The organism is Alkalihalobacillus trypoxylicola (assembly GCF_001590785.1).
In the GTDB taxonomy this organism is placed as follows: Bacteria; Bacillota; Bacilli; order Bacillales; family Bacillaceae_D; genus Alkalihalobacillus; species Alkalihalobacillus trypoxylicola.
In genome coordinates, this window is the sequence record NZ_LTAO01000004.1 from 50,070 (window position 1) to 73,405 (window position 23,336).

38 protein-coding genes are annotated in these 23,336 nt (G+C 39.4%); all 38 read right to left on the minus strand.

All coding sequences use genetic code 11. The annotated features are described in order from the left end of the window. Positions 1-231 precede the first annotated feature (231 nt). A complete protein-coding gene (gene rpsI / locus AZF04_RS04260) occupies positions 232-624 on the minus strand; it encodes a 30S ribosomal protein S9 (protein WP_045486824.1) in 393 nt (130 codons plus the stop codon). A gap of 20 nt (positions 625-644) precedes the next feature. Further along, entirely contained in the window at positions 645-1,082 is a 438-nt protein-coding gene (gene rplM / locus AZF04_RS04265) for a 50S ribosomal protein L13 (RefSeq protein WP_045486822.1), read from the minus strand. A gap of 192 nt (positions 1,083-1,274) precedes the next feature. Beyond that, positions 1,275-2,024, minus strand: a complete 750-nt coding sequence (gene truA, locus AZF04_RS04270) for a tRNA pseudouridine(38-40) synthase TruA (RefSeq protein ID WP_061947714.1) — start codon at positions 2,022-2,024, stop codon at positions 1,275-1,277. Between the two features lie 14 nt (positions 2,025-2,038). Further along, the gene (locus AZF04_RS04275; protein ID WP_061947715.1) at positions 2,039-2,833 is read right to left on the minus strand and encodes an energy-coupling factor transporter transmembrane component T family protein; all 795 of its coding nucleotides are present in this window, start codon (positions 2,831-2,833) and stop codon (positions 2,039-2,041) included. Positions 2,834-2,839: 6 nt separating this feature from the next. Then, on the minus strand, positions 2,840-3,703 hold the full coding sequence (locus AZF04_RS04280) for an energy-coupling factor transporter ATPase (RefSeq protein ID WP_061947716.1): 864 nt from the start codon (positions 3,701-3,703) through the stop codon (positions 2,840-2,842). Beyond that, on the minus strand, positions 3,679-4,512 hold the full coding sequence (locus tag AZF04_RS04285) for an energy-coupling factor transporter ATPase (RefSeq protein ID WP_061947717.1): 834 nt from the start codon (positions 4,510-4,512) through the stop codon (positions 3,679-3,681). The genes AZF04_RS04280 and AZF04_RS04285 overlap by 25 nt, the downstream gene beginning before the upstream one ends. Before the next feature lie 120 nt (positions 4,513-4,632). Then, on the minus strand, positions 4,633-4,995 hold the full coding sequence (gene rplQ / locus AZF04_RS04290; protein WP_045486813.1) for a 50S ribosomal protein L17: 363 nt from the start codon (positions 4,993-4,995) through the stop codon (positions 4,633-4,635). 73 nt (positions 4,996-5,068) lie between these two features. Continuing rightward, complete coding sequence (locus tag AZF04_RS04295) at positions 5,069-6,013, minus strand: DNA-directed RNA polymerase subunit alpha (protein ID WP_045486811.1); 945 nt, start codon at positions 6,011-6,013, stop codon at positions 5,069-5,071. 165 nt (positions 6,014-6,178) lie between these two features. Further along, positions 6,179-6,571 (minus strand): 30S ribosomal protein S11, encoded by a 393-nt coding sequence (gene rpsK / locus AZF04_RS04300; RefSeq protein WP_045486809.1) that lies wholly within the window; start codon positions 6,569-6,571, stop codon positions 6,179-6,181. Between the two features lie 20 nt (positions 6,572-6,591). Further along, positions 6,592-6,957, minus strand: coding sequence for a 30S ribosomal protein S13 (gene rpsM, locus AZF04_RS04305; protein WP_045486801.1), 366 nt, complete (start codon positions 6,955-6,957; stop codon positions 6,592-6,594). 19 nt (positions 6,958-6,976) lie between these two features. Then, positions 6,977-7,090 (minus strand): 50S ribosomal protein L36, encoded by a 114-nt coding sequence (rpmJ, locus tag AZF04_RS04310; protein WP_003322638.1) that lies wholly within the window; start codon positions 7,088-7,090, stop codon positions 6,977-6,979. A gap of 92 nt (positions 7,091-7,182) precedes the next feature. Continuing rightward, positions 7,183-7,401, minus strand: coding sequence for a translation initiation factor IF-1 (gene infA / locus AZF04_RS04315; protein ID WP_003322635.1), 219 nt, complete (start codon positions 7,399-7,401; stop codon positions 7,183-7,185). 102 nt (positions 7,402-7,503) lie between these two features. Further along, on the minus strand, positions 7,504-8,253 hold the full coding sequence (map, locus tag AZF04_RS04320; protein WP_045486797.1) for a type I methionyl aminopeptidase: 750 nt from the start codon (positions 8,251-8,253) through the stop codon (positions 7,504-7,506). Continuing rightward, complete coding sequence (locus AZF04_RS04325) at positions 8,250-8,903, minus strand: adenylate kinase (protein ID WP_061947718.1); 654 nt, start codon at positions 8,901-8,903, stop codon at positions 8,250-8,252. Before AZF04_RS04325 ends, map begins: the two co-directional genes overlap by 4 nt. A 74-nt stretch (positions 8,904-8,977) precedes the next feature. Beyond that, positions 8,978-10,267: a preprotein translocase subunit SecY gene (secY, locus tag AZF04_RS04330; RefSeq protein ID WP_045486790.1), complete on the minus strand. Its 1,290-nt coding sequence runs from the start codon at positions 10,265-10,267 to the stop codon at positions 8,978-8,980. Further along, on the minus strand, positions 10,267-10,707 hold the full coding sequence (rplO, locus tag AZF04_RS04335; RefSeq protein WP_045486788.1) for a 50S ribosomal protein L15: 441 nt from the start codon (positions 10,705-10,707) through the stop codon (positions 10,267-10,269). The genes secY and rplO overlap by 1 nt, the downstream gene beginning before the upstream one ends. A gap of 33 nt (positions 10,708-10,740) precedes the next feature. Beyond that, positions 10,741-10,929 (minus strand): 50S ribosomal protein L30, encoded by a 189-nt coding sequence (rpmD, locus tag AZF04_RS04340; protein ID WP_045486785.1) that lies wholly within the window; start codon positions 10,927-10,929, stop codon positions 10,741-10,743. Positions 10,930-10,943: 14 nt separating this feature from the next. Next, positions 10,944-11,444, minus strand: coding sequence for a 30S ribosomal protein S5 (gene rpsE, locus AZF04_RS04345; protein ID WP_045486782.1), 501 nt, complete (start codon positions 11,442-11,444; stop codon positions 10,944-10,946). Positions 11,445-11,465: 21 nt separating this feature from the next. Continuing rightward, positions 11,466-11,828, minus strand: a complete 363-nt coding sequence (rplR, locus tag AZF04_RS04350) for a 50S ribosomal protein L18 (RefSeq protein ID WP_045486779.1) — start codon at positions 11,826-11,828, stop codon at positions 11,466-11,468. Between the two features lie 30 nt (positions 11,829-11,858). Next, positions 11,859-12,395 carry a 50S ribosomal protein L6 gene (gene rplF / locus AZF04_RS04355; RefSeq protein ID WP_061947719.1) on the minus strand — a complete coding sequence of 179 codons (537 nt, stop codon included), beginning with the start codon at positions 12,393-12,395 and terminating at the stop codon, positions 11,859-11,861. Positions 12,396-12,428: 33 nt separating this feature from the next. Further along, positions 12,429-12,827, minus strand: coding sequence for a 30S ribosomal protein S8 (rpsH, locus tag AZF04_RS04360; RefSeq protein ID WP_045486773.1), 399 nt, complete (start codon positions 12,825-12,827; stop codon positions 12,429-12,431). A 29-nt stretch (positions 12,828-12,856) separates the two neighbouring features. Continuing rightward, the gene (gene rpsN / locus AZF04_RS04365) at positions 12,857-13,042 is read right to left on the minus strand and encodes a 30S ribosomal protein S14 (RefSeq protein WP_045486770.1); all 186 of its coding nucleotides are present in this window, start codon (positions 13,040-13,042) and stop codon (positions 12,857-12,859) included. 30 nt (positions 13,043-13,072) lie between these two features. Then, entirely contained in the window at positions 13,073-13,612 is a 540-nt protein-coding gene (rplE, locus tag AZF04_RS04370; protein WP_045486767.1) for a 50S ribosomal protein L5, read from the minus strand. A gap of 24 nt (positions 13,613-13,636) precedes the next feature. Next, the gene (gene rplX, locus AZF04_RS04375; RefSeq protein ID WP_045486884.1) at positions 13,637-13,948 is read right to left on the minus strand and encodes a 50S ribosomal protein L24; all 312 of its coding nucleotides are present in this window, start codon (positions 13,946-13,948) and stop codon (positions 13,637-13,639) included. A 48-nt stretch (positions 13,949-13,996) separates the two neighbouring features. Continuing rightward, positions 13,997-14,365, minus strand: a complete 369-nt coding sequence (gene rplN, locus AZF04_RS04380) for a 50S ribosomal protein L14 (protein WP_003322621.1) — start codon at positions 14,363-14,365, stop codon at positions 13,997-13,999. Positions 14,366-14,397: 32 nt separating this feature from the next. Beyond that, the gene (rpsQ, locus tag AZF04_RS04385; protein ID WP_045486763.1) at positions 14,398-14,658 is read right to left on the minus strand and encodes a 30S ribosomal protein S17; all 261 of its coding nucleotides are present in this window, start codon (positions 14,656-14,658) and stop codon (positions 14,398-14,400) included. 18 nt (positions 14,659-14,676) lie between these two features. Beyond that, positions 14,677-14,880 (minus strand): 50S ribosomal protein L29, encoded by a 204-nt coding sequence (gene rpmC, locus AZF04_RS04390; RefSeq protein ID WP_045486760.1) that lies wholly within the window; start codon positions 14,878-14,880, stop codon positions 14,677-14,679. Continuing rightward, positions 14,870-15,304, minus strand: a complete 435-nt coding sequence (gene rplP / locus AZF04_RS04395; RefSeq protein ID WP_012957144.1) for a 50S ribosomal protein L16 — start codon at positions 15,302-15,304, stop codon at positions 14,870-14,872. The genes rpmC and rplP overlap by 11 nt, the downstream gene beginning before the upstream one ends. Before the next feature lie 2 nt (positions 15,305-15,306). Beyond that, positions 15,307-15,966 carry a 30S ribosomal protein S3 gene (rpsC, locus tag AZF04_RS04400; RefSeq protein ID WP_045486754.1) on the minus strand — a complete coding sequence of 220 codons (660 nt, stop codon included), beginning with the start codon at positions 15,964-15,966 and terminating at the stop codon, positions 15,307-15,309. Positions 15,967-15,969: 3 nt separating this feature from the next. Next, a complete protein-coding gene (gene rplV / locus AZF04_RS04405; RefSeq protein ID WP_045486751.1) occupies positions 15,970-16,311 on the minus strand; it encodes a 50S ribosomal protein L22 in 342 nt (113 codons plus the stop codon). 28 nt (positions 16,312-16,339) lie between these two features. Beyond that, positions 16,340-16,618 (minus strand): 30S ribosomal protein S19, encoded by a 279-nt coding sequence (rpsS, locus tag AZF04_RS04410; RefSeq protein ID WP_045486748.1) that lies wholly within the window; start codon positions 16,616-16,618, stop codon positions 16,340-16,342. Between the two features lie 63 nt (positions 16,619-16,681). Then, complete coding sequence (gene rplB / locus AZF04_RS04415) at positions 16,682-17,512, minus strand: 50S ribosomal protein L2 (protein ID WP_045486745.1); 831 nt, start codon at positions 17,510-17,512, stop codon at positions 16,682-16,684. A 25-nt stretch (positions 17,513-17,537) separates the two neighbouring features. Continuing rightward, the gene (rplW, locus tag AZF04_RS04420; protein ID WP_045486742.1) at positions 17,538-17,828 is read right to left on the minus strand and encodes a 50S ribosomal protein L23; all 291 of its coding nucleotides are present in this window, start codon (positions 17,826-17,828) and stop codon (positions 17,538-17,540) included. Then, positions 17,828-18,451 (minus strand): 50S ribosomal protein L4, encoded by a 624-nt coding sequence (gene rplD, locus AZF04_RS04425; RefSeq protein ID WP_061947720.1) that lies wholly within the window; start codon positions 18,449-18,451, stop codon positions 17,828-17,830. Before rplD ends, rplW begins: the two co-directional genes overlap by 1 nt. Before the next feature lie 27 nt (positions 18,452-18,478). Next, positions 18,479-19,108, minus strand: a complete 630-nt coding sequence (gene rplC, locus AZF04_RS04430; protein WP_045486737.1) for a 50S ribosomal protein L3 — start codon at positions 19,106-19,108, stop codon at positions 18,479-18,481. A 72-nt stretch (positions 19,109-19,180) separates the two neighbouring features. Next, positions 19,181-19,489 (minus strand): 30S ribosomal protein S10, encoded by a 309-nt coding sequence (rpsJ, locus tag AZF04_RS04435; protein WP_045486734.1) that lies wholly within the window; start codon positions 19,487-19,489, stop codon positions 19,181-19,183. 426 nt (positions 19,490-19,915) lie between these two features. Continuing rightward, positions 19,916-21,106, minus strand: a complete 1,191-nt coding sequence (gene tuf, locus AZF04_RS04440) for an elongation factor Tu (RefSeq protein ID WP_061947721.1) — start codon at positions 21,104-21,106, stop codon at positions 19,916-19,918. 132 nt (positions 21,107-21,238) lie between these two features. Further along, complete coding sequence (fusA, locus tag AZF04_RS04445) at positions 21,239-23,317, minus strand: elongation factor G (RefSeq protein ID WP_045486728.1); 2,079 nt, start codon at positions 23,315-23,317, stop codon at positions 21,239-21,241. Between the last annotated feature and the right edge of the window lie 19 nt (positions 23,318-23,336).

A 23,336-nucleotide genomic window follows, 5' to 3' on the forward strand; every position in this document is an offset into this window, starting at 1 on the left:
TGCTATCAATATTATTTCCAGATTGCAAAGAAATGTACCTGAACACAAATATGTTTTTATGTATCAATACGGTTAGGGCACATAAATATCCAAACCAAACAAAATTACTATCTAGAATTAATGCCAAAAAAAAGCACCAGCAAGATGCTGATGCTTTAAATCTGTTAAGTTCTTTATGATGTTCGAGCTGATTTGCACCAACTTGAACCAAAAAACCTTTGTAAACGTTGATTAACGTTTTGAGAACTGAGGTGCACGACGTGCTGCTTTAAGACCGTATTTTTTACGCTCTTTCATACGTGCATCACGAGTTAAGAAACCAGCTGTTTTTAATGCTGGACGGTTGTCTGGGTCTACAGTTAGTAGAGCACGAGCAACACCGTGACGGATTGCACCAGCTTGACCAGTGTATCCTCCACCATTAACATTAACGTGAACATCATATTGACCTTCAACGCCAATTTCAACTAAAGGTTGTTTAACGATTAGCTTTAATGTATCTAAACCAAAATATTCATCCATTTCACGGCCGTTAATAACGATACGACCATCACCTGGCAATAGACGTACACGAGCAACAGAGTGCTTACGACGACCAGTACCATAATATTGTACTTGTGCCAAAATAATACCCTCCCTATCTATTAACCACGAAGTTCATATGCTTCTGGTTTTTGAGCTTGATGTTTGTGTTCGTTGCCAGCATATACGTGAAGTTTCATTCCTTGCTTACGTCCTAGGGTGTTCTTTGGAAGCATCCCTTTGATTGCAAGCTCTAGCATACGCTCAGGCTTATTTGCACGCATGTCACCAGCAGTCGTTTGTTTTAAACCACCTGGGTGTAATGTGTGACGGTAGTAAATTTTATCGTTCAATTTATTACCAGATAACTCAATTTTTGATGCATTGATGATGATTACAAAATCACCAGTGTCAACATGTGGAGTGAAAGTTGGTTTGTGCTTTCCACGTAGGATAGACGCTACTTCTGATGCTAAACGACCAAGAGTTTGACCTTCTGCATCAACAACATACCACTTACGCTCAACTTCGTTTGGCTTTGCCATATATGTTGTACGCATGTATTTAACCTCCTAAAAACGCTCGCGTTCAATTCTTTTTTATTTGATAAAATCATAAGTCTACTGTAACATTCCGTAACCCGGGGCTAGTGGGTTTTAGAATTACCATCTAACATCATATAATATTCAAAAGCCAATGTCAACAGCTTGTTACACACGGCTTCGTTGTTTTTCAAATTTTTTTTATAAAAATTAAAAATAAATCTCTTCGTAGGAAACTTTATTTAGATACAGACCGTGACCAGGAGCTGTTTTTCCAGCCTCCGTTCGATCTCTTTCCTCCAAGATTTCCCTTACTTCTGAGGGCTTTCGTTTACCAGTCCCAACCTCAATTAGGGTTCCAACTATAATCCTTACCATATTGTAGAGAAAGCCACTTCCTTCTACGGTAAAATGAATCTCATCGTCTACCTTTTGAATATCAAGCGTTTCAATCGTTCGCACTTTATCGACAACACTTGTATTAGCCGCACAAAATGAGCTAAAATCATGGGTTCCTAATAAGGATTGAGACGCCTCTCTCATTAAGTCTAGCTGTAAAGGTGTAGGAACGTGATACGTCTGGTTTCTACGAAACACATCTCGTTCTTTTCTCGCCAAAACTCGATAAATATATTGCTTTTTTTTGGCAGAATATCGGGCATGAAAGTCACTAGGAGCTATTTTAGTTGCTAAAAGTTGGATATCTTCAGGCAATAAGGCGTTTAAGGCCTTTGTCCAGCGTTCTTCTGAAATCTGCATATTCGTATCAAAATGAAAGACTTGCCCTTTAGCATGAACGAAGGAATCAGTTCTACCTGAGGAGGCGATCCGAATAAATGTACCTTTATGCATTTTTGAAAGAGCTAATTCGATTTCAGCTTGAATAGTGCGTTTTCCAGGCTGTACTTGATAGCCGCTATAACCAGTTCCTTCATAAGCTACTTTACATGCTATTCTCATACGATTACCTCCTATTACCTCACTAACAGAATCGATACGGTTAGCAGCCCTACTATACATAAAGAAAACGTATCATTCCATTTCCAAATAAGCTCGCGGATGTTTGTCCGCCCTTCTCCACCATCATAACCTCTTGCTTCCATCGCAAGAGCTAGCTCTTCTGCTCTTTTAAAGGCACTCATAAATAATGGAATAATTAATGGTAGAAACGCTTTAATTCTATCCTTCCATGGCCCTGAACGGAAATCGACTCCTCTAGCCATTTGAGCTTTTGAAATTTTGTCCGCTTCCTGCATAAAGGTTGGAATAAACCTTAATGCAATCGACATCATTAAAGCAAGTTCATGAGCGGGTAACCCCACCTTTTTAAATGGTGTAAATAAATACTCCAGACCATCGGTTAATTCAATGGGACTAGTCGTCAGCGTTAAAATGGAAGTAATGGTGACCACTAATATTAAACGAAGCGAAATAAAAAAACCTTGGATAATTCCTCCAGAATAAATCGAAATAGGACCCCACTCCACTAATAACTGACCATTATTCGTAAAAAAAACGTGAAGGAGGAAAGTAAAGAAAACAAGAATTAAAATAGGCTTGAGGCCTTTATACACATATAAAATAGGTACCTTGGACAGCCCGATTACTATTAAAATGCATATGGAGAAGGTCAGCATCATAAACCAATTATTAATGAGGAACACGACTAACACTAATACAAAGGTAGCAATAATTTTGGCACGAGCGTCTAAGCGATGTAAGCAGGATGAAAGGGGCATATATTGACCAATAATCATGTGAGAGAACATATTTTTTTACTCCTTTTCACGTAAGTGCTTATCAACATATGCGGCTATTTGATCCATTTCAAAATATAAACGGTCATCATGAAGTCGAAATCTCTTTTTGAAATTCTGTAGAAAATCAATCTCAGCCGGCATGGCAAGTCCAAAGCTTCTTAACGTTTCAGCTTCTTTAAAGATGTCTTCTCTTGAACCGACCATTTGTACGTTTCCATCATTTAAAACGATAAAATGGTCAGCTAATTTTACGGCATCCTCCATATGATGAGTAATAAAGACAGTCGTTACCTTATTTTCATCATGATACTGTTTAAAAAGCTGAAGCATTCTTTTTCTACCAATCGGATCTAGCCCCGCAGTAGGTTCGTCTAATACTAGAATTTCTGGACGGCTAATCAATACACCCGCAATCGCCACTCTTCTCATTTGACCACCACTTAATTGAAAAGGAGAGCGTTCCAATAGTTCTTCAGAGAGTTCTACCTGCTTTAAAACTTGTGACATTCGCTGATCAATTTCTTCCTGGGTAACACCAAAATTTAATGGTCCAAACGATATATCCTTTTTGACCGTCTCTTCAAATATTTGATGCTCAGGGAATTGAAACACCATCCCCACCTTTTGTCGTAATTCTCGCATCTGTTTGAACTTTTCTCCTGCCGTTATCGTGAAGTCCCCTATTGTTACCGATCCTTTGGTTGGTTTTAGCAACCCATTAATATGTTGAATGAAGCTCGACTTTCCTGAACCAGTATGGCCTATAATTGCCGTAAAAGAGCCTGAAGGAATTTCAACATTGACATCCGTTAATGCGACTTTTTCAAAGGGAGTCTTTTCCATATAAATATGCTCTACTTTTTTGAATGATATGTCCATAGTTGATCGAGTAACTCCCTTTCTGAAAGAGCTGGTTGATGCAAAGAATGCCCATAGCCTTTTAATCGCTCTTGTAGTCTCATCGTAAATGGCTTCTCTAAGCCCACCTCTTGAAGTAATGCATCATTTTGGAATAGTTCCCTTGGAGTGCCGTCTGCGGCTAATTCACCAGCTTGAAGAACAATCATTCGCTTTGCTCTAGCTGCTTCTTCCATATCATGAGTGATCGAAATAATTGTAATTCCTTTTTTTGAAAGCATGTCCATTAATTCTATCATTTCTTGACGACCAACTGGATCTAGCATGGAAGTGGCTTCATCAAATATAATGACCTTTGGCTCTAATGCTACGACACCTGCAATCGCCACTCTTTGTTTTTGGCCACCTGATAATCGATGAGGCTCCTTATCTAGTAAATGAGTAATATCTAATAGATTAGCGTACCTTTCAATTCTAGTGAGCATATCTTCTCTTTTCATCCCTTGATTCTCTAAGCCAAAAGCAATATCATCCCTTACTGTAGTTGCGACAAATTGATGCTCAGGGTTCTGGAAAATCATTCCTATTTTATGACGAATCCTTTTATGAGCTTGAGCATTAGACGTGAGATCTTCCTCAATATATACCTTTCCAGCTGTAGGAAGGTTTAAAGCATTTATCATTCGACCTAACGTCGATTTACCGGAGCCATTTTGCCCAACAATAGCGACCCACTCTCCATCCGTAAAAGAAAGTGAAAGATTTGATATAGCTGAAGTATCATTTTCCTCATAACGATAAGTAACTTCTTCAAATGAAATGAAGCCCATCCTTTACCACCCTTTTCATCTTTAGAAAAATAAAAAGGGCTCCACAGCCAGAGCGCGTAGCCCTATTCTGTCGTGCCCTTTGTCGTAAAAGAAAAGATGAGAGCTGTTTAACAAAAAATGTTAAACTAGCTCAATAATAACCATTGGCGCACCGTCTCCACGACGAGGTCCAAGTTTTAGAATACGAGTATATCCACCTTGACGCTCTTCATAACGTGGTGCGATATCAGAGAATAATTTTTGGATTGCATCTTGGTTCTCTTCTTCATTCGCTACTTCACGACGAATGAATGCTGCCGCTTGACGACGTGCATGAAGATCTCCACGCTTTCCAAGTGTAATCATTTTCTCCACGATTGAACGAAGCTCTTTTGCTTTCGCTTCAGTCGTTTCGATACGCTCATTTATAATAAGGTCAGTCGCTAAATCACGGAATAATGCTTTACGCTGTGAACTCGTACGACCTAATTTTGCGTATGCCATGTTCTATTCCCTCCCTTTATAATACTTTCCTACAAAAGGCAAAGTAAATTCTTGTTGTTCCTTTGAATGGCTATTAGTCTTCTTTACGAAGACCTAAACCTAGTTCACCAAGCTTCTCTTGAACTTCTTCTAAAGATTTACGGCCAAGATTACGTACCTTCATCATGTCTTCTTCTGTTTTTTGAGTTAACTCTTGTACAGTATTAATACCCGCACGTTTTAAACAGTTGTAAGAACGAACAGATAAATCTAGCTCTTCAATAGTCATTTCAAGAACTTTTTCCTTCTGATCTTCTTCTTTTTCGACCATAATTTCAGCATTCTGTGCTTGATCCGTCAAACCAACAAAAATATTGAGGTGTTCTGTTAAAATTTTCGCACCTAAAGAAACAGCTTCTTCAGGACGAATACTTCCATCAGTCCACACATCAAGAGTAAGTTTGTCATAATTCGTTACTTGACCTACACGTGTATTTTCTATTTGATAGTTTACACGAGATACAGGTGTATAAATCGAATCAATTGGAAGAACCCCTATTGGTTGATCTTCATTTTTATTACCTTCAGCCAAAATGTATCCTCGACCACGTTTAGCAGTTAAACGCATACGAAGGTTAGCTCCTTTTGCTAAAGTAGCAATATATAAGTCTGGATTTAATACCTCGATATCACTATCATGAGTTAAATCTCCAGCCTTTACTTCACCTTCACCTTGAACATCGATTTCCAATGTCTTCTCTTCATCAGAGTAGATCTTAAGAGCTAGCTTTTTCAAATTCAGAATGATTGTCGTAACATCTTCTACAACACCTTCAATAGTTGAAAACTCATGTAGTACGCCATCAATTTGCACTGATGTCACAGCTGCTCCTGGAAGTGATGATAGAAGAATGCGACGTAAGGAGTTTCCTAGAGTTGTACCATAACCACGTTCTAGTGGTTCAACTACAAACTTTCCGTATTTTGCGTCTTCACTAACCTCAACCGTTTCAATAATTGGCTTTTCGATTTCAATCATTAAACAAACCCTCCTTCAAAACGTCGAACTCCGGTAGACTGTTAGGAAAGCCTAACCGGATATCCTATTAGGCATTCCCAACCGTTTGACCTTACTTGTCAACTGGATTTTTCCGTCTTATCCATTATTGACACATTCAGGAAATCTATACAATGATTGATTCCGTTACACTCTACGACGTTTTGGCGGACGGCAGCCGTTGTGTGGAACAGGAGTCACGTCTTTAATCATGTTGACTTCTAGCCCTACAGCTTGTAATGAACGAATCGCAGCTTCGCGACCCGCGCCAGGACCTTTAACAGATACTTCAATTGTCTTCATGCCATTCTCCATTGCTGTTTTTGCAGCAGCTTCAGCAGCCATTTGAGCAGCGAATGGAGTAGACTTACGAGAACCTTTGAAACCTAATGCGCCAGCGCTAGCCCACGAAATAGCATTTCCATGCAAATCAGTAATCGTCACGATTGTGTTGTTGAAAGTTGAACGGATATGTGCCACACCCGATTCAACATTCTTACGTTGACGACGCTTTGGACGAGTATTCGTTTTCTTAGCCATTGCTTATACGACCTCCTTTACTACTTCTTCTTGTTTGCTACCGTACGACGTGGACCTTTACGTGTACGAGCATTGTTTTTAGAATTTTGACCACGAACCGGTAAACTACGACGGTGGCGGATACCACGATAAGAACCAATTTCAATTAATCGTTTAATATTTAATGAAACCTCACGACGAAGGTCTCCTTCTACTGTATGAGCTTCTACTGCTTCACGAATACGACCTAACTCTTCTTCTGTTAAATCACGAACGCGAGTATCCTCAGATACACCAGCTGTAGCAAGTACTTCAATTGACTTCGCTTTTCCAATTCCATAAATATAAGTGAGTGAGATTACCACACGCTTATCACGAGGAATATCGACACCAGCAATACGTGCCATGAATTAGCACCTCCTTATATTAACCTTGCTTTTGTTTATGTTTCGGATTTTCACAAATAACCATAACCGTCCCTTTACGACGGATGACTTTGCATTTTTCACAAATCGGCTTGACTGATGGTCTAACCTTCATTATTGTTACCTCCTTATGGTACGGAGTGCATTAGATTTATTTGACTTCAACAGATCTAAGTGTTAATTGAACAATAGTAATCAATGTAGCTATTATTTATATCGATACGTAATTCGTCCGCGAGTTAAATCATAAGGAGAAAGTTCTACCGTCACTTTGTCTCCTGGTAAGATTCGAATAAAGTGCATTCTAATTTTACCTGAAACATGTGCCAAAACTTTATGCCCATTCTCTAGCTCTACACGAAACATCGCGTTAGGAAGTGGTTCAATTACTGTACCTTCAACTTCAATAACATCCTCTTTGGCCATACGATTCACGCTCCTTCCTTCAGTAAATCTTATCTATTAAAAGTCGTAAAAGACAGCCTTTTTCAACTTTCATTAGTGACACGATAGTGTTTCTAAGCTATTTCAATCAGCTTTAGTTAGAATTTCATAGCCCGTTTCCGTTATCGCAATAGTATGCTCAAAGTGTGCACAATTCTTTTTATCTACTGTAACTACAGTCCAGTTATCTTCAAGAGTGCGCACATATCGAGTTCCACTATTAATCATCGGTTCGATCGCTAAAACCATTCCTGGCTTTAAGCGCGGTCCTTTTCCTGGAGGTCCATAATGGGGAATTTGAGGATCCTCATGTAAGTCTTGCCCAACTCCATGTCCAACATACTCTCTCACAATTGAAAAGCCTAAAGGCTCTGCATATGATTGGATAGCATGTGAAATATCAGAAAGTCGTCCACCAGGTAAAGCTAACTCTAATCCTTTATAGAGTGATTGTTCCGTGACTTCAAGCAATTTCTTGTCTTCATCACTTATCTCACCTACTGCATATGTCCAAGCAGAATCACCATGATATCCGTTGTAATATGCACCGATGTCTATGCTAATAATGTCTCCATCTGCTAGCATGCGATTTCCCGGAATACCATGTACTAACTCATCATTTACTGAAGCACAGATACTACCTTTGAATCCATTATAGCCTTTAAAAGACGGTGTTGCACCGTGTGAACGAATAAACTCTTCGGCTATTTGATCAAGTTCTATTGTTGTAACACCAGGTTTGATGAACTTTTTAAGCGTCTGATGTGTAAGAGCAACAATTTTACCAGCTTGACGCATAATGTCAAGCTCACGCTCAGTTTTACAAATAATCATGCATGAATCCCTCTTAATAGATGATCAATTTCATGAAATACTTCATTAATATCTTGGTCACCCTTTATATTAACAAGGTAGTCTTTATTTGTATAAAAATCGATAAGCGGCTGGGCTTGTTGTTGATTCACTTCTAGACGTTTTTTAACCGTTTCCGGCTTGTCATCGTCACGTTGAATTAATTCACTTCCGTCCAAATCACATTTACCTTCCACTTTTGGTGGATTGAAAATAACATGATATGTTTTACCTGACGTCGGTGATACCCGTCGACCTGTTAATCGGTCCATCAACATTTGCTCCGGTACATCAACATTTAAAACATAATCGATTTTACGACCTAGCGATGATAAAATTTCTTCTAATGCTTCTGCCTGGGCAACGGTGCGAGGAAAACCATCTAATAGAAAACCATCTTGACAATCTTCCTTTGATAGACGCTCTCTCACAATTCCAATCGTTACTTCGTCAGGAACTAATTCTCCTGCATCTATAAACGATTTTGCTTGAATACCTAGCTCCGTTTTTCCTTTAATGGCTGCGCGAAACATATCACCAGTAGATATATGAGGAATATTGTATTTCTCTACAATTCTCTCAGCTTGCGTTCCCTTACCAGCGCCTGGTAATCCCATTAAAATCAGATTCACTACTATCCCTCCATTTGTCCATTTTACAACGAAGAGAAACAGGACGAGAACCTATTCTTACCCTGCTCCCCTTTTTACTTAATAAACCCTTTATATGAACGCTTAATTAGTTGACTTTCAATACGTTTCATCGTATCTAATGCTACACCAACCACGATTAATAATCCAGTTCCACCTACTTGCACCGATTGAGGTAAGTCAAGTAATTTTGTAAAGAATACTGGTAGAATGGCTACAACCGCAAGAAATAGTGCACCAACAAAGGTTAAGCGATATAAAATGCGCGTTAAGTAAGTTTGAGTTGTTTTACCTGGACGAATGCCTGGAATATAACCACCCTGCTTCTTAAGATTATCAGCCATCTTTTCAGGGTTGACTTGTACAAAAGTGTAAAAATACGTAAATCCAATAATTAATGCCGCATAAACGGCCATACCTATAGGTTTGGTATAATCAAAATGAGTAGTAATCCAAGTAGATATTGCATTATCTGCAAAGAATCCTGCAACAACTGGCGGAAACATAAACAACGATAGTGCAAAGATAACCGGAATTACCCCTGCAGCATTTACCTTTAACGGCAAATGAGTTGATTGGCCTCCTACTGGACTACGACCAGCTAAACGTTTTGCATACTGGACTGGAATCTTTCTTAATGCTTGCTGTATGAATATAACACCGACAACAATGGCTAAAACTGCAAGCAATAATAAAGCTATTTTAACTAAACTTAAGAATAGTTGTTCTCCAGCACCTTGAATTTCTACAGCGTAGATTTGGTTAATGGCACTAGGAATCCCTGCCGCAATACCAGCAAAGATAATAATAGAAATTCCATTACCTACTCCGTATGCTGTAATCTGTTCACCTAACCACATTAAAAATGCAGTTCCAGCAGTTAAAACGAGTGCGATAAATATATACGTTGGAACGGAAGGGTTTGGAATTAACCCTGGAAACATAGAATTAAAACCAATAGACATTCCTAACGCTTGAATAAATCCTAAAACGATCGTTCCATATCGAGTAAACTGAGCTAACTTACGTCTGCCAGCTTCTCCTTGCTTAGCCCACTCTGCAAATTTTGGAACTACATCCATTTGTAACAACTGAACCACGATGGAAGCTGTAATGTATGGCATAATTCCCATTGCAAAAATTGAAAAGTTCCCTAATGCTCCCCCGCCAAACGTATTGAGAAAGCCAAAGGCATTAGCTTGGTCAACAAAGTCTAGTACATCACTATTAGAACCTGGAATAGGGATAAAGCTCCCAATCCTAAACACAATGAGCATAAGAAGGGTGAAAACAACCTTACGACGGATGTCACCCACTCTAATAATGTTGGAGATCGTTTGGAACATTAAATCACCTCTGTTTTTCCGCCAGCAGCTTCAATAGCTGCGACTGCTGAAGCAGAGAACTTGTGAGCTTTAACGGTTAAGTTTTTCTCAACTTTACCATTACCTAAAACTTTAATTCCGAATTTTACATTTTTAACTGTTCCACTCTCAATTAACAACTCAGGCGTAACTTCAGTACCGTCCTCAAAACGATTAAGTACATCTAAGTTAACGATCGTGAATTCTTTACGAGTTGGATTTGTAAAACCACGTTTTGGTAAACGACGGTACAATGGATTTTGACCACCCTCAAAACCTGGACGTACGCCTCCACCAGAACGAGCATTCTGACCTTTGTGTCCTTTTCCTGAAGTTTTTCCGTTTCCAGACCCGATACCGCGTCCTACGCGATTACGAACTTTACGTGAACCCTCTGCAGGTTTTAACTCATGAAGTTTCATGTCGACACCTCCTCATATATAGAAATGATGATATTATGCTTCGATTTCTTTGACTGTTAAAAGGTGTGAAACCTTATTTACCATACCGCGAATCGCTGCGTTGTCTTCTTGAACTACAGATTGATGCATCTTACGTAATCCAAGAGTATTCACTGTAACGCGTTGGTCTTTAGGTCGACCAATAAGACTACGAGTGAGGGTAATTTCTAATTTCTTAGCCATTTAATGTCCCTCCTTTATCCTAACAGTTCTTCTACTGATTTACCGCGAAGTTTTGCAACATCTTCTACACGTTTTTGACTTTGTAACCCTTGTATAGTAGCACGTACCATATTAATAGGATTATTAGAGCCTAAAGATTTAGAAAGAATATCGCCTACACCTGCAAGCTCAAGAACCGCACGAACTGGTCCTCCAGCAATAACTCCAGTACCTTCAGAAGCTGGTTTTAATAATACACGGCCTGCTCCAAAGTGACCTTCTACCATATGAGGAATTGTAGTACCTACAACCGGCACTTCAATGAGGTTTTTCTTCGCATCTTCTACCGCTTTACGGATTGCTTCAGGAACTTCCTGAGCTTTACCCATACCGAAACCGACATGACCGTTTTTATCGCCTACAACAACCAACGCAGCAAAGCGGAAACGACGTCCACCTTTTACTACTTTTGCTACACGATTGACAGCTACTACCTTTTCTTCAAGTTCCAATGTATTAGGGTCAATACGACGCATTCATTTTCCCTCCTTTTTCCTTTAAAATTCTAGACCAGCTTCACGAGCTGCATCTGCTAAAGTTGCTACACGGCCGTGGTATACATATCCACCACGATCAAATACAACCACTTTATGTCCGTTCTCAACTGCACGCTTTGCAACAAGTTCTCCAACTTGTTTAGCCGCTTCTTTATTAGTTCCATTTTCTAAACCTAAGTCTTTATCCAAAGATGATGCAGAAGCTAATGTAACTCCGTTAACATCATCAATTAATTGAGCATAAATGTGTTTAGATGAACGGAAAACATTCAAGCGCGGACGTTCAGGTGTGCCTGAGATAGCGCGACGAACATGAGCGTGTCTTTTCTTACGTGCCGTATTTTTATTAGGCTTCGTAATCATTGAACGTCAGTCCTTTCCGTAATTTAATGATTATTTACCAGTTTTTCCTTCTTTACGACGGATATATTCACCTTCATAGCGAATCCCTTTACCTTTGTAAGGCTCAGGTAGACGTACGGAACGAATATTAGAAGCTAGTGCACCTACACGTTCTTTATCTATACCTTTAACAATAACTTTCGTATTTGAAGGAACTTCAATTTCAATTCCTGCTTCAGGAACAATCTCAACAGGGTGAGAGTACCCTACATTTAAAACAAGCTTTTGACCTGATTTAGTAGCACGGTAACCGACACCGACTAATTCTAAACCACGTTCGAAACCTTTTGTGACACCTTCTACCATGTTGTTGATCAAACTACGAGTTGTACCGTGAAGAGCTTTGTGCTCTTTCTTTTCAGATGGACGCTCAACCGTAACTTGGCTTTCTTCAACATTTACTTTCATATCAGGATGAAGTTCACGAGTTAACTCACCTTTAGGACCCTTTACTGAGAAAGTAGTACCGTTAAGTGTGATCGTTACTCCACTTGGAACCTCAACTGGTTTTTTACCAATACGAGACATTACATTGCACCTCCGTTCAATTAAAGAATCTTTTTACCAAACGTACGCTAAAACTTCTCCGCCTACTTGTTGGCTACGAGCTTCTTTATCAGTTAAAACTCCGTTAGAAGTAGAGACGATAGCAATTCCAAGTCCACCTAATACGCGAGGAAGCTCACCAGCTTTCGCATATACACGAAGCCCTGGCTTACTGATACGTTTAAGACCTGTAATAACACGTTCGTTTGTTTGGCCGTATTTTAGGAAGATACGGATAACTCCTTGTTTATTATCTTCAACATATTCGTAATCACGAATGAATCCTTCGCGCTTTAAAATTTCAGCAATTTCCTTCTTCACCTTTGAAGCAGGCAATTCTAATTTTTCGTGGCGAACTGTGTTCGCATTACGAATACGAGTCAGCATATCTGCAATTGGATCTGTCATGACCATTTTTTTATACCTCCTTCCCGTTCTTGAGCTTACCAGCTAGCTTTCTTCACACCAGGAATTTGCCCTTTATGTGCAAGTTCTCTGAAGCAAATCCGGCAAAGTTTAAACTTACGAATAACTGAATGAGGACGACCGCAACGTTCACAACGAGTATATTCTTGTACTTTATACTTTGGTGTACGTTTTTGCTTTGCAATCATTGATTTCTTTGCCAATGTTTTCCCTCCTCTTGATTAGGACACCAATTATTTTTTGAATGGCATTCCCATATGTGTTAATAATTCACGTGCTTCTTCATCTGTATTAGCTGTTGTTACAATAACAACATCCATACCGCGCACTTTGTCTACTTTATCGTAGTCAATTTCAGGGAAAATTAATTGCTCTTTTACACCAAGAGTATAATTCCCACGACCATCAAAAGCTTTATTAGAAATACCTCGGAAGTCACGTACACGTGGTAAAGATACACTAACTAACTTATCTAAGAACTCATACATACGCTCTCCACGAAGAGTGACCTTTGCACCGATTGGCATACCTTCACGAAGCTTAAAACCTGCGATAGATTTTTTTGCTTTTGTGATTAAAGGCTTTTGACCTGTAATTTCAGCTAGTTCTTCAACTGCTTTATCTAACGCTTTTGCATTAGAAACAGCATCACCAACACCCATATTGACGACAATCTTTTCAAGTTTAGGAACAGCCATTACTGACGTATAATTAAACTTCTCTACTAGAGAAGAAACGATTTCTTTTGAATACTTTTCCTTTAAACGATTCATAGGATTAACCTCCTTTCAACCTGACTACTTATCTAAAACTTCGCCAGACTTTTTAGCAATACGTACTTTTTTTCCATCTTTTACTTCGTACCCTACACGTGTAGGTTCACCTGACTTAGGATCAACTGGCATTACGTTTGAAACATGAATCGGTGCTTCTTGATTTAAAATTCCACCTTGTGGATTTTCTTGAGATGGTTTCGCGTGTTTTTTTACGATATTGATACCTTCTACAAGGACACGATCCTTTTTAGGGAATGCTTCTAAAATAACGCCTTGTTTTCCTTTGTCTTTACCAGTGATTACTTTTACAGTATCACCTTTTTTGACATGCAATTTTGCCATGTTCGCACCTCCTTGACAGGCCTTCTCATTAATGAGTAATTAAAGAACTTCCGGAGCAAGTGAGACAATTTTCATGAATTGATTTTCACGAAGTTCACGTGCCACAGGTCCAAAAATACGAGTTCCGCGAGGGCTCTTATCATCACGAATAATTACAACTGCATTCTCATCGAACTTAATATAAGAACCATCGTTACGACGAGCACCACTTTTCGAACGAACAATAACAGCTTTAACAACGTCACCTTTCTTGACAACGCCACCTGGTGTTGCTTGTTTCACCGAGCAAACAATTACATCACCAATATTAGCTGTTTTACGACCAGAACCACCTAAAACTTTGATAGCTAGTACTTCACGAGCACCTGAGTTATCAGCAACTTTTAAACGGGATTCTTGTTGAATCATACGATCTTACCTCCCTTCAACTAAAACATCGATTAAATGATAACCGCTTCTTCTACAATTTCTACTAAACGAAAACGTTTATCTTTTGAAAGTGGACGCGTTTCCATGATTTGAACAATATCGCCTACTTTAGCTTTGTTATCTTCATCATGCGCTTTAAACTTCTTAGAATACTTTACACGTTTACCGTATAAACGGTCCTTTTTGTAAGTTTCAACAAGAACAGAAATTGTTTTATCCATTTTGTCTGAAACAACACGCCCAGTATATACTTTACGTTGGTTGCGATCCATAGTTTAGCAAACCTCCTTTTAGCCGTTGTTAATTCCAAGCTCACGTTCACGCAAAACTGTCTTTGCGCGCGCAATAGCTTTACGAACTTCACGAATGCGGGCTGGATTATCCAATTGACCAGTCGCTAGTTGAAAGCGAAGGTTAAATAATTCTTCTTTAAGTGATTTCGACTTTTGCTCGATTTCAGCAGTGGTTAAGTTACGAATATCATTAGCTTTCATTTGCGTCACCACCCACTTCTTCACGTTTTACAAATTTACATTTAACAGGTAATTTATGAGAAGCTAAACGTAATGCTTCACGAGCTACCTCTTCAGATACTCCAGAGATTTCAAACATAATTTTTCCAGGTTTTACTACGGCAACCCAACCTTCTGGCGCCCCTTTACCTGAACCCATTCGAACTTCTAAAGGTTTTGCAGTGTAAGGTTTAGATGGGAAAATCTTAATCCAAACTTTACCACCACGTTTCATATAACGAGTCATCGCAATACGAGCTGCCTCGATTTGACGGTTTGTAATCCACGAAGCTTCTAAAGCTTGAAGACCATATTCACCGAAATGTACTTCAGTGCCGCCTTTTGCACGACCACGCATTTTTCCACGATGCTCACGACGATATTTCACACGTTTTGGCATTAACATGATTAGTTGCCTCCTTCCCTTTGGTTCGTCCCTTTCGTTGGAAGAACTTCACCACGATAAATCCAGATTTTTACACCTAGTTTACCGTATGTTGTATCTGCTTCTGCTGTACCGTAATCAATATCAGCACGAAGAGTGTGAAGCGGAACAGTTCCTTCACTATAGTGTTCAGCACGAGCGATATCAGCGCCACCTAAACGACCGGATACTTGAGTTTTAATACCTTTAGCACCAGCACGCATTGTGCGTTGAATTGCTTGTTTCATTGCACGACGGAAAGAAATACGGTTTTCTAATTGACGAGCAATATTTTCAGCAACTAATTTAGCATCTAAATCAGCTTGCTTAATTTCAAAAATGTTAATATGAACTCTTTTACCAGTTAGCTCATTTAACGCTTTACGTAACGCTTCTACTTCAGATCCACCTTTACCAATAACCATACCAGGCTTAGCAGTAGATACTGTAACGTTAACGCGGTTTGCAGCACGCTCGATTTCTACTTTAGAAACAGAAGCATCCTTTAAACGATTTTCAATGTACTCACGAATCTTAATATCTTCGTGTAGTAAATCTGCATAATCTTTATCAGCATACCATTTTGACTCCCAGTCACGGATAACACCTACTCGAAGTCCTACTGGATTAACCTTTTGACCCACGCTTTATCCCTCCTTCTTTTCTGTTACAACTAGTGTGATGTGGCTAGTACGCTTGTTAATACGGCTAGCACGACCTTGTGCACGCGGACGGAATCTCTTAAGCGTTACACCTTCATCAACAAAAATTTCACTAATTACAAGATTATTTGGCTCCATTTCATAATTGTGCTCTGCATTCGCAATTGCTGAATTAAGTAATTTCTCAACAACTGGGGAAGCAGCCTTTGGTGTGTGGCGTAAAATTGCAATCGCCTCTCCAACCTGCTTTCCGCGAATAAGATCAACAACTAATCGAACTTTACGAGGAGCAATACGAATTTGTTTGGCTACAGCTTTAGCTTGCATAGACTAAAGACCTCCTCTCTTACTCACCTTAACGTCTTGTTTTCTTATCATCAGCGGCATGACTTTTATACGTACGACTAGGTGCGAACTCACCAAGTTTGTGTCCTACCATATCTTCAGAAATGTATACAGGAACATGCTTGCGACCATCATAGACAGCAATTGTATGACCAATAAATTCAGGGAAAATCGTTGAACGGCGTGACCACGTTTTGATAACGCGCTTATCACTTCCTTCATTCATCGATTCAACTTTGTTCATTAAATGATCATCGACAAAAGGTCCCTTTTTTAAACTACGACCCATTAGATATCCTCCCTTCGTGATTAGCGCACGGTTCTATTCCTTAGAACCGTAGCACAAACCCCGTTATTTTTTACGACGGCGTACAATATACTTATCAGACGCTTTGTTTTTCTTACGTGTTTTGAAACCAAGAGTTGGTTTACCCCATGGTGACATTGGTGATTTACGACCGATTGGCGCTTTACCTTCACCACCACCGTGTGGGTGATCGTTAGGGTTCATAACAGAACCACGAACAGTTGGACGTTTACCTAACCAACGAGAACGACCTGCTTTACCAATGTTTACTAGCTCATGCTCAATATTTCCAACTTGACCAATCGTAGCACGGCAAGTAGCAAGGATGTAGCGAGTTTCGCCTGAGTTCAAACGAACAAGCACGTAATCATCTTCTTTACCTAACACTTGAGCTTCTGTACCAGCAGAACGAACTAGCTGTCCGCCTTTTCCTGGTTTTAACTCAATGTTATGAATAACTGTACCAACAGGAATGTTCTTAAGTGGTAGTGCATTACCAATTTTAATATCAGAATTTGCACCTGACTCAATAACCATATCTACTTTAAGGCCTTTTGGCGCTAAAATATAACGTTTTTCTCCATCAGCATAATTAATTAAAGCGATGTTAGCAGAACGGTTTGGATCATATTCGATTGTAGCAACGCGTCCTGGAATTCCATCTTTAGTACGTTTAAAATCAATCACACGGTATTGGCGCTTATGTCCACCACCTTGATGACGTACAGTTAATTTACCTTGATTATTACGACCGCCTTTTTTATGAAGCGGAGCTAATAATGATTTTTCCGGCTTATCTGTAGTGATTTCACTGAAATCTAGTGAAGTCATACCACGACGGCCGGCACTGGTTGGTTTATACTTTTTAATAGCCATGTTTAGTTACCTCCTTCTTTAGAAATTAAACTCCCTCAAAGAATTCAAGCTCTTTGCTTTCTGGTGTTAGCGTGACAATAGCTTTCTTACGACGAGCTGTATAGCCAGTGTAACGACCAAAACGCTTTTCTTTTCCTTTGTAGTTCATTGTATTGACCTTAGAAACTTTCACTTCGAAGATCTCTTCAACCGCATCTTTAATTTGAGTTTTGTTAGCACGTACATCTACTTCAAATGTATAACGCTTTTCTCCCATTAAATCAGCTGAACGTTCTGTAATGACTGGGCGCTTAATGATATCACGAGCATTTGACATTACGCAAGCACCTCCTCTACCATTTCAACGGCTGCTTTGGTGATGATTAGCTTATCATGCTTGAGGACATCTAATACATTAACACCATCTGCTGTAACGATTGTTACACCTGGAATATTGCGAGCTGATAATGATACTTTTTCATCGTAGTTAGCTGTAACAATCAATGCTTTTGATTCTACAGATAATGATGAAAGTACATTAACCATCTCTTTTGTTTTAATAGATTCAAATTTCAAATCGTCTAAAACAATAATTTCTGCTGCACTCACTTTCGTAGATAGAGCAGATTTAATAGCTAAACGACGAACTTTTTTCGGCAATTTGTAGCTGTAGCTACGTGGAGTAGGACCGAAAACGACTCCACCACCAACCCATTGTGGTGAACGGATAGATCCTTGACGCGCACGTCCAGTTCCTTTTTGACGCCAAGGCTTACGACCGCCTCCGCGAACTTCCGAACGTCCTTTTGTTTTGTGTGTTCCTTGACGAAGTGAAGCTTGTTGCATAATAACCGCGTCATGAAGAACACTTTTATTTGGTTCGATACCAAAAATTGATTCCGTTAACTCAATGTCTCCAACTTGAGAACCTGATTGATTTAATAATGCTACTTTCGGCATGATGTGGCCTCCTTTCTTAAATGGTTATTAGTTTCCTTTAACCGCACTTTGTACAGTAACATAGCTCTTTTTAGCACCTGGTACGTTACCTTTTACTAATAATAAGTTACGCTCTGTATCTACTTTAACAACTTCTAGGTTTTGAATGGTAATTTGCTCTCCACCCATACGTCCTGGTAATAATTTACCTTTAAATACTCTGTTTGGAGCAACAGGACCCATTGAACCAGGGCGACGGTGATATCTAGAACCGTGAGACATTGGTCCACGAGATTGGTTATGGCGTTTAATAGCACCTTGGAAACCTTTCCCTTTAGATATTCCTGTTACATCAATTGTTTCTCCAATTTCAAAAGTATCTACCTTAACTTCTTGCCCTACTTCATAGTCAGCAAGATTAACGTTACGGATTTCCTTAACGAAGCGCTTAGGTGTTGTGTTTGCTTTCGCAGCATGACCTTCAGCTGGTTTATTAATGTTTGATTTCTTCTGATCAGCAAAGCCTAATTGAATAGACTCATAACCGTCAGCTTCTACCGTTTTAACTTGTAAAACCACATTTGGCTCAGCTTCAATTACAGTTACAGGAATAACTTCACCGTTTTCTGCAAAAACTTGAGTCATACCGATTTTTCTTCCTAAGATTCCTTTGGACATCCGAAACACCTCCCAAAAATTTTATTTTTGCCATTTTATTTATACACGAAAGACTTTTAAACAGTCTTGTTATTACAGTTTAATTTCAATGTCAACACCAGATGGTAAATCTAAACGCATTAATGCATCTACTGTTTGTGGTGTTGGGTTCACAATATCAATAAGGCGTTTATGAGTACGCATTTCGAATTGCTCACGAGAATCCTTGTACTTATGAACCGCTCGCAGAACTGTATAAACCGACTTCTCAGTTGGAAGTGGGATTGGACCAGATACTTGCGCACCTGAACGTTTTGCTGTTTCTACAATTTTCTCTGCTGATTGATCGAGTACACGATGATCATACGCTTTTAAACGAATGCGAATCTTTTGCTTTGCCATAATAGCCCCTCCTTTATCGTCCATTTTTAAAATAGACATGCTCCGCGAAAATTTCCTCCACCCTGCCATGGCAAAGGGGCCGGGTGTTTCAGCAACCTTCCGCATCATCACTGTCAATGACCAACATTAAATATTATACAGGAATCTATATACCAATTCAAGTAATTATTTAACCGATCACACTTTTTCTATTATATAGATTGAAGCCTTTGATTGCAAGTATGTTTTTAAAAGAATTTTATCTTCTATAATAGAGATGTTTTTTTCTATTTTTCTTATGAACGAGAGTAAGCTTTTTCAAGTATCTTCTATAATAAGCTCGAAACAAAAATAGTCTTAGTGATAGGAATTGTTCTTTTATATATATTTAACTAACAAAAAAAGAGCATCCCAGAAAGGGATACTCTTTATAACGAGAATTCGTTATTATTTTGTGATTGTTGCAACAACGCCAGCACCAACAGTACGTCCACCTTCACGGATTGAGAACTTAGTTCCTTCTTCAATCGCGATTGGTGAAATTAATTCAACTGTCATTTCGATGTTGTCACCAGGCATAACCATTTCAACACCTTCTGGTAAATGAACGATACCTGTTACGTCAGTTGTACGGAAGTAGAACTGAGGACGGTAGTTTGAGAAGAATGGAGTATGACGTCCACCCTCTTCTTTAGATAATACATAAACTTCAGCTTTGAAGTTTGTGTGTGGTGTAATTGTTCCTGGCTTAGCAAGAACTTGACCACGTTGGATATCTTCACGAGATACACCACGTAGTAACGCACCAATGTTATCTCCAGCTTCAGCATAGTCAAGAAGCTTACGGAACATTTCTACTCCAGTAACTGTTGTAGAAGATTTTTCCTCAGCAAGACCGATGATATCAATAACATCACCAACATTAAGTTGTCCACGCTCTACACGACCTGTAGCAACTGTTCCACGACCAGTGATTGAGAAAACATCCTCAACTGGCATCATGAAAGGCTTATCAGTGTCACGTGGAGGAGTTGGGATATACTCGTCAACTGCATTCATTAGTTCAACGATTTTTTCTTCCCAAGCAGCGTCACCTTCTAAAGCTTTAAGAGCAGAACCTTGGATAACAGGAATGTCATCACCAGGGAAATCGTACTCAGAAAGAAGGTCACGTACTTCCATTTCTACTAATTCTAATAATTCTTCGTCATCAACCATGTCACATTTGTTTAAGAATACAACAAGGTAAGGTACACCTACTTGACGAGAAAGTAAGATGTGCTCACGAGTTTGTGGCATTGGACCATCAGCAGCAGAAACTACTAAGATTCCTCCGTCCATTTGTGCAGCACCAGTGATCATGTTTTTAACATAGTCAGCGTGTCCTGGGCAGTCAACGTGCGCATAGTGACGAGAATCAGTTTCGTACTCAACGTGTGCAGTAGAGATTGTGATACCACGCTCACGCTCTTCTGGAGCACCATCGATAGCATCATATGCCATTGCCGTTCCTTTACCAGAACGTTTAGCTAATACAGTAGTAATAGCAGCAGTTAATGTAGTTTTACCATGGTCAACGTGTCCAATAGTACCAATGTTGGCATGTGTTTTGGAGCGGTCAAATTTTTCTTTACCCATGATTCATTTCCTCCCTTAATTTAAGCATTTAAGATTTTTATTGAGTAAGAAAGGTAATATACCCATTTATTATTGAATAATACCTTCCTTAATATACAACAAATTATACAAAGAAACAATTATTACGAGTGATTATTCACCTGATTGTTTCTTAACGATTTCTTCAGCAATACTCTTAGGTACTTCTTCATAATGATCAAAGAACATAGAGTAAGTACCACGGCCTTGTGTACGCGAACGAAGTGAAGTTGCATATCCGAACATTTCAGCTAGTGGAACAAACGCCTTAACAGTTTGTGCATTACCACGAGCTTCCATACCTTCAACGCGTCCACGACGAGCCGTAACATCACCCATGATATCTCCCATGTATTCTTCAGGAATAACAATTTCCACTTTCATAAGTGGCTCAAGTAATACTGGGCTACATTTTGATTTAGCATTTTTAAGTGCCATAGAAGCGGCAATCTTAAACGCCATCTCAGATGAATCGACATCATGGTAAGAACCATCATAAAGTTTTGCTTTAATATCGATAATTGGGAATCCAGCAATCATACCGTTGTCAAGCGCTTCAGAGATACCAGCCTCAACTGAACCGATATATTCACGTGGAACAACCCCACCGACAATTGCATTTTCGAATTCAAATCCTGCCCCTTCTTCGTTAGGTGAGAATTCTACCCAAACGTGTCCAAATTGACCGCGTCCACCAGATTGACGAACGAACTTACCTTCAACTTGTGCCGTTTGACGAATTGTTTCACGATACGAAACTTGCGGAGCACCAACATTTGCTTCAACTTTGAATTCACGTCTCATACGATCAACAATGATATCAAGGTGAAGCTCACCCATACCACCGATGATTGTTTGACCAGTTTCTTCATCAGTATGTGTTTTAAATGTTGGATCCTCTTCTGCAAGCTTAGCTAAAGCGATACCCATTTTATCTTGGTCCGCTTTTGACTTAGGCTCTACAGATAAATGAATTACAGGCTCTGGGAATTGCATCGACTCTAAGATAACAAGGTTCTTCTCATCACAAAGAGTATCTCCAGTTGTTGTATCTTTTAAACCAACAGCTGCTGCAATATCACCTGAGTATACTGTAGAGATTTCTTCACGAGAGTTCGCATGCATTTGAAGAATACGACCTACACGCTCACGCTTGTCTTTTGTTGCATTACGCACATAAGAACCAGAGTTAAGCGTTCCAGAATAAACACGGAAGAATGTAAGTTTTCCTACAAATGGGTCAGTCATTACTTTAAACGCAAGCGCTGCGAATGGTTGATCATCGCCTGGTTCACGAGTAACTTCTTCTTCAGAATCAGGAATGTGTCCGCGAATTGCCTCTACATCAAGTGGTGATGGTAAGTAAGCAAGTACTGCATCTAAAAGTGCTTGAACACCTTTGTTCTTGAACGCAGAACCACAAATAACTGGATAGAACTTAACGCTACAAGTTCCTTTACGGATAGCAGCAACAAGTTCTTCATTTGTTAATTCTTCACCTTCAAGATATTTCATCATAAGATCTTCATCTAACTCAGCGACTGCTTCTACTAATGATTCACGTAATTCAGCTGCTTGGTCTTTTAAATCAGCAGGAATCTCAGTAGTTTCCCAATCTTGACCTAAGTCATCTTTAGAAATATGAGCAACCATTTCAATTAAGTCGACAAATCCAACGAACTCATCTTCTGAACCAATAGGTAATTGAATTGGGTGAGCGTTAGCTTGTAAACGATCACGCAATGTACCTACTGAATACATGAAATCTGCACCTGTTTTATCCATTTTGTTAATGAAAACAATACGAGGTACACCATAAGTAGTTGCTTGACGCCATACTGTTTCTGTTTGCGGCTCAACACCAGATTGTGCATCAAGTACCGCTACAGCTCCATCTAGTACACGTAAAGAACGCTCAACCTCAACCGTAAAGTCTACGTGTCCAGGGGTATCAATAATATTGATACGGTGACCTTTCCATTGAGCTGTTGTAGCAGCAGACGTGATTGTAATTCCACGCTCTTGCTCTTGCTCCATCCAGTCCATTTGAGAAGCACCTTCGTGTGTTTCACCAATTTTGTGCACACGACCTGTGTAGTATAAAATACGTTCAGTTGCCGTCGTTTTACCGGCATCGATGTGAGCCATGATGCCGATATTACGCGTATCTTTTAAGGAGAATTCTCTAGCCATAATGTATTTCTCCTTCCTA

Bases quoted from the DNA above. Each gene is read 5' to 3' on its own strand.
- AZF04_RS04275 (WP_061947715.1), bottom strand. From the start codon at position 2,833: ATGTTCTCTCACATGATTATTGGTCAATATATGCCCCTTTCATCCTGC.
- rplQ (WP_045486813.1), bottom strand. From the start codon at position 4,995: ATGGCATACGCAAAATTAGGTCGTACGAGTTCACAGCGTAAAGCATTA.
- AZF04_RS04285 (WP_061947717.1), bottom strand. From the start codon at position 4,512: ATGGGCTTCATTTCATTTGAAGAAGTTACTTATCGTTATGAGGAAAAT.
- rplF (WP_061947719.1), bottom strand. From the start codon at position 12,395: ATGTCTCGTATTGGTAAAAAACCAGTTGAGGTTCCAAGTGGAGTAACG.
- fusA (WP_045486728.1), bottom strand. From the start codon at position 23,317: ATGGCTAGAGAATTCTCCTTAAAAGATACGCGTAATATCGGCATCATG.
- rpmC (WP_045486760.1), bottom strand. From the start codon at position 14,880: ATGAAAGCTAATGATATTCGTAACTTAACCACTGCTGAAATCGAGCAA.
- rpmD (WP_045486785.1), bottom strand. From the start codon at position 10,929: ATGGCTAAGAAATTAGAAATTACCCTCACTCGTAGTCTTATTGGTCGA.
- rpmJ (WP_003322638.1), bottom strand. From the start codon at position 7,090: ATGAAGGTTAGACCATCAGTCAAGCCGATTTGTGAAAAATGCAAAGTC.
- truA (WP_061947714.1), bottom strand. From the start codon at position 2,024: ATGAGAATAGCATGTAAAGTAGCTTATGAAGGAACTGGTTATAGCGGC.
- rpsQ (WP_045486763.1), bottom strand. From the start codon at position 14,658: ATGGATCGCAACCAACGTAAAGTATATACTGGGCGTGTTGTTTCAGAC.
- rpsH (WP_045486773.1), bottom strand. From the start codon at position 12,827: ATGGTCATGACAGATCCAATTGCAGATATGCTGACTCGTATTCGTAAT.
- AZF04_RS04295 (WP_045486811.1), bottom strand. From the start codon at position 6,013: ATGATTGAAATCGAAAAGCCAATTATTGAAACGGTTGAGGTTAGTGAA.
- rplE (WP_045486767.1), bottom strand. From the start codon at position 13,612: ATGAATCGTTTAAAGGAAAAGTATTCAAAAGAAATCGTTTCTTCTCTA.
- rplV (WP_045486751.1), bottom strand. From the start codon at position 16,311: ATGCAAGCTAAAGCTGTAGCCAAACAAATTCGTATTGCTCCTCGTAAA.
- rplW (WP_045486742.1), bottom strand. From the start codon at position 17,828: ATGTCAAATGCTCGTGATATCATTAAGCGCCCAGTCATTACAGAACGT.
- rplN (WP_003322621.1), bottom strand. From the start codon at position 14,365: ATGATTCAACAAGAATCCCGTTTAAAAGTTGCTGATAACTCAGGTGCT.
- rplD (WP_061947720.1), bottom strand. From the start codon at position 18,451: ATGCCGAAAGTAGCATTATTAAATCAATCAGGTTCTCAAGTTGGAGAC.
- rplO (WP_045486788.1), bottom strand. From the start codon at position 10,707: ATGAAACTTCATGAGTTAAAACCTGCAGAGGGTTCACGTAAAGTTCGT.
- rplC (WP_045486737.1), bottom strand. From the start codon at position 19,108: ATGTCCAAAGGAATCTTAGGAAGAAAAATCGGTATGACTCAAGTTTTT.
- AZF04_RS04280 (WP_061947716.1), bottom strand. From the start codon at position 3,703: ATGGACATATCATTCAAAAAAGTAGAGCATATTTATATGGAAAAGACT.
- rpsE (WP_045486782.1), bottom strand. From the start codon at position 11,444: ATGCGTCGTATTGACCCTAATACATTGGAACTTGAAGAAAAGGTAGTA.
- rpsK (WP_045486809.1), bottom strand. From the start codon at position 6,571: ATGGCTAAGAAAACGAATACTCGTCCAAAGCGTCGTCAACGTAAGAAT.
- secY (WP_045486790.1), bottom strand. From the start codon at position 10,267: ATGTTCCAAACGATCTCCAACATTATTAGAGTGGGTGACATCCGTCGT.
- map (WP_045486797.1), bottom strand. From the start codon at position 8,253: ATGATTATTTGTAAAACTGAGCGTGAGCTTGACATTATGCGTCAAGCT.
- rpsJ (WP_045486734.1), bottom strand. From the start codon at position 19,489: ATGGCAAAGCAAAAGATTCGCATTCGTTTAAAAGCGTATGATCATCGT.
- infA (WP_003322635.1), bottom strand. From the start codon at position 7,401: ATGGCCAAAGAGGATGTTATTGAAGTTGAAGGTACAGTAATTGAACCA.
- rpsS (WP_045486748.1), bottom strand. From the start codon at position 16,618: ATGGGTCGTAGTTTAAAAAAGGGACCTTTTGTCGATGATCATTTAATG.
- rplP (WP_012957144.1), bottom strand. From the start codon at position 15,304: ATGTTAATGCCAAAACGTGTGAAATATCGTCGTGAGCATCGTGGAAAA.
- tuf (WP_061947721.1), bottom strand. From the start codon at position 21,106: ATGGGTAAAGAAAAATTTGACCGCTCCAAAACACATGCCAACATTGGT.
- rpsM (WP_045486801.1), bottom strand. From the start codon at position 6,957: ATGGCACGTATTGCTGGTGTCGATATTCCTCGTGATAAGCGTGTGGTA.
- rplM (WP_045486822.1), bottom strand. From the start codon at position 1,082: ATGCGTACAACATATATGGCAAAGCCAAACGAAGTTGAGCGTAAGTGG.
- rplR (WP_045486779.1), bottom strand. From the start codon at position 11,828: ATGATTACGAAGCCTAATAAAAATACGGCACGTAAGAAAAGACACGCT.
- rplB (WP_045486745.1), bottom strand. From the start codon at position 17,512: ATGGCTATTAAAAAGTATAAACCAACCAGTGCCGGCCGTCGTGGTATG.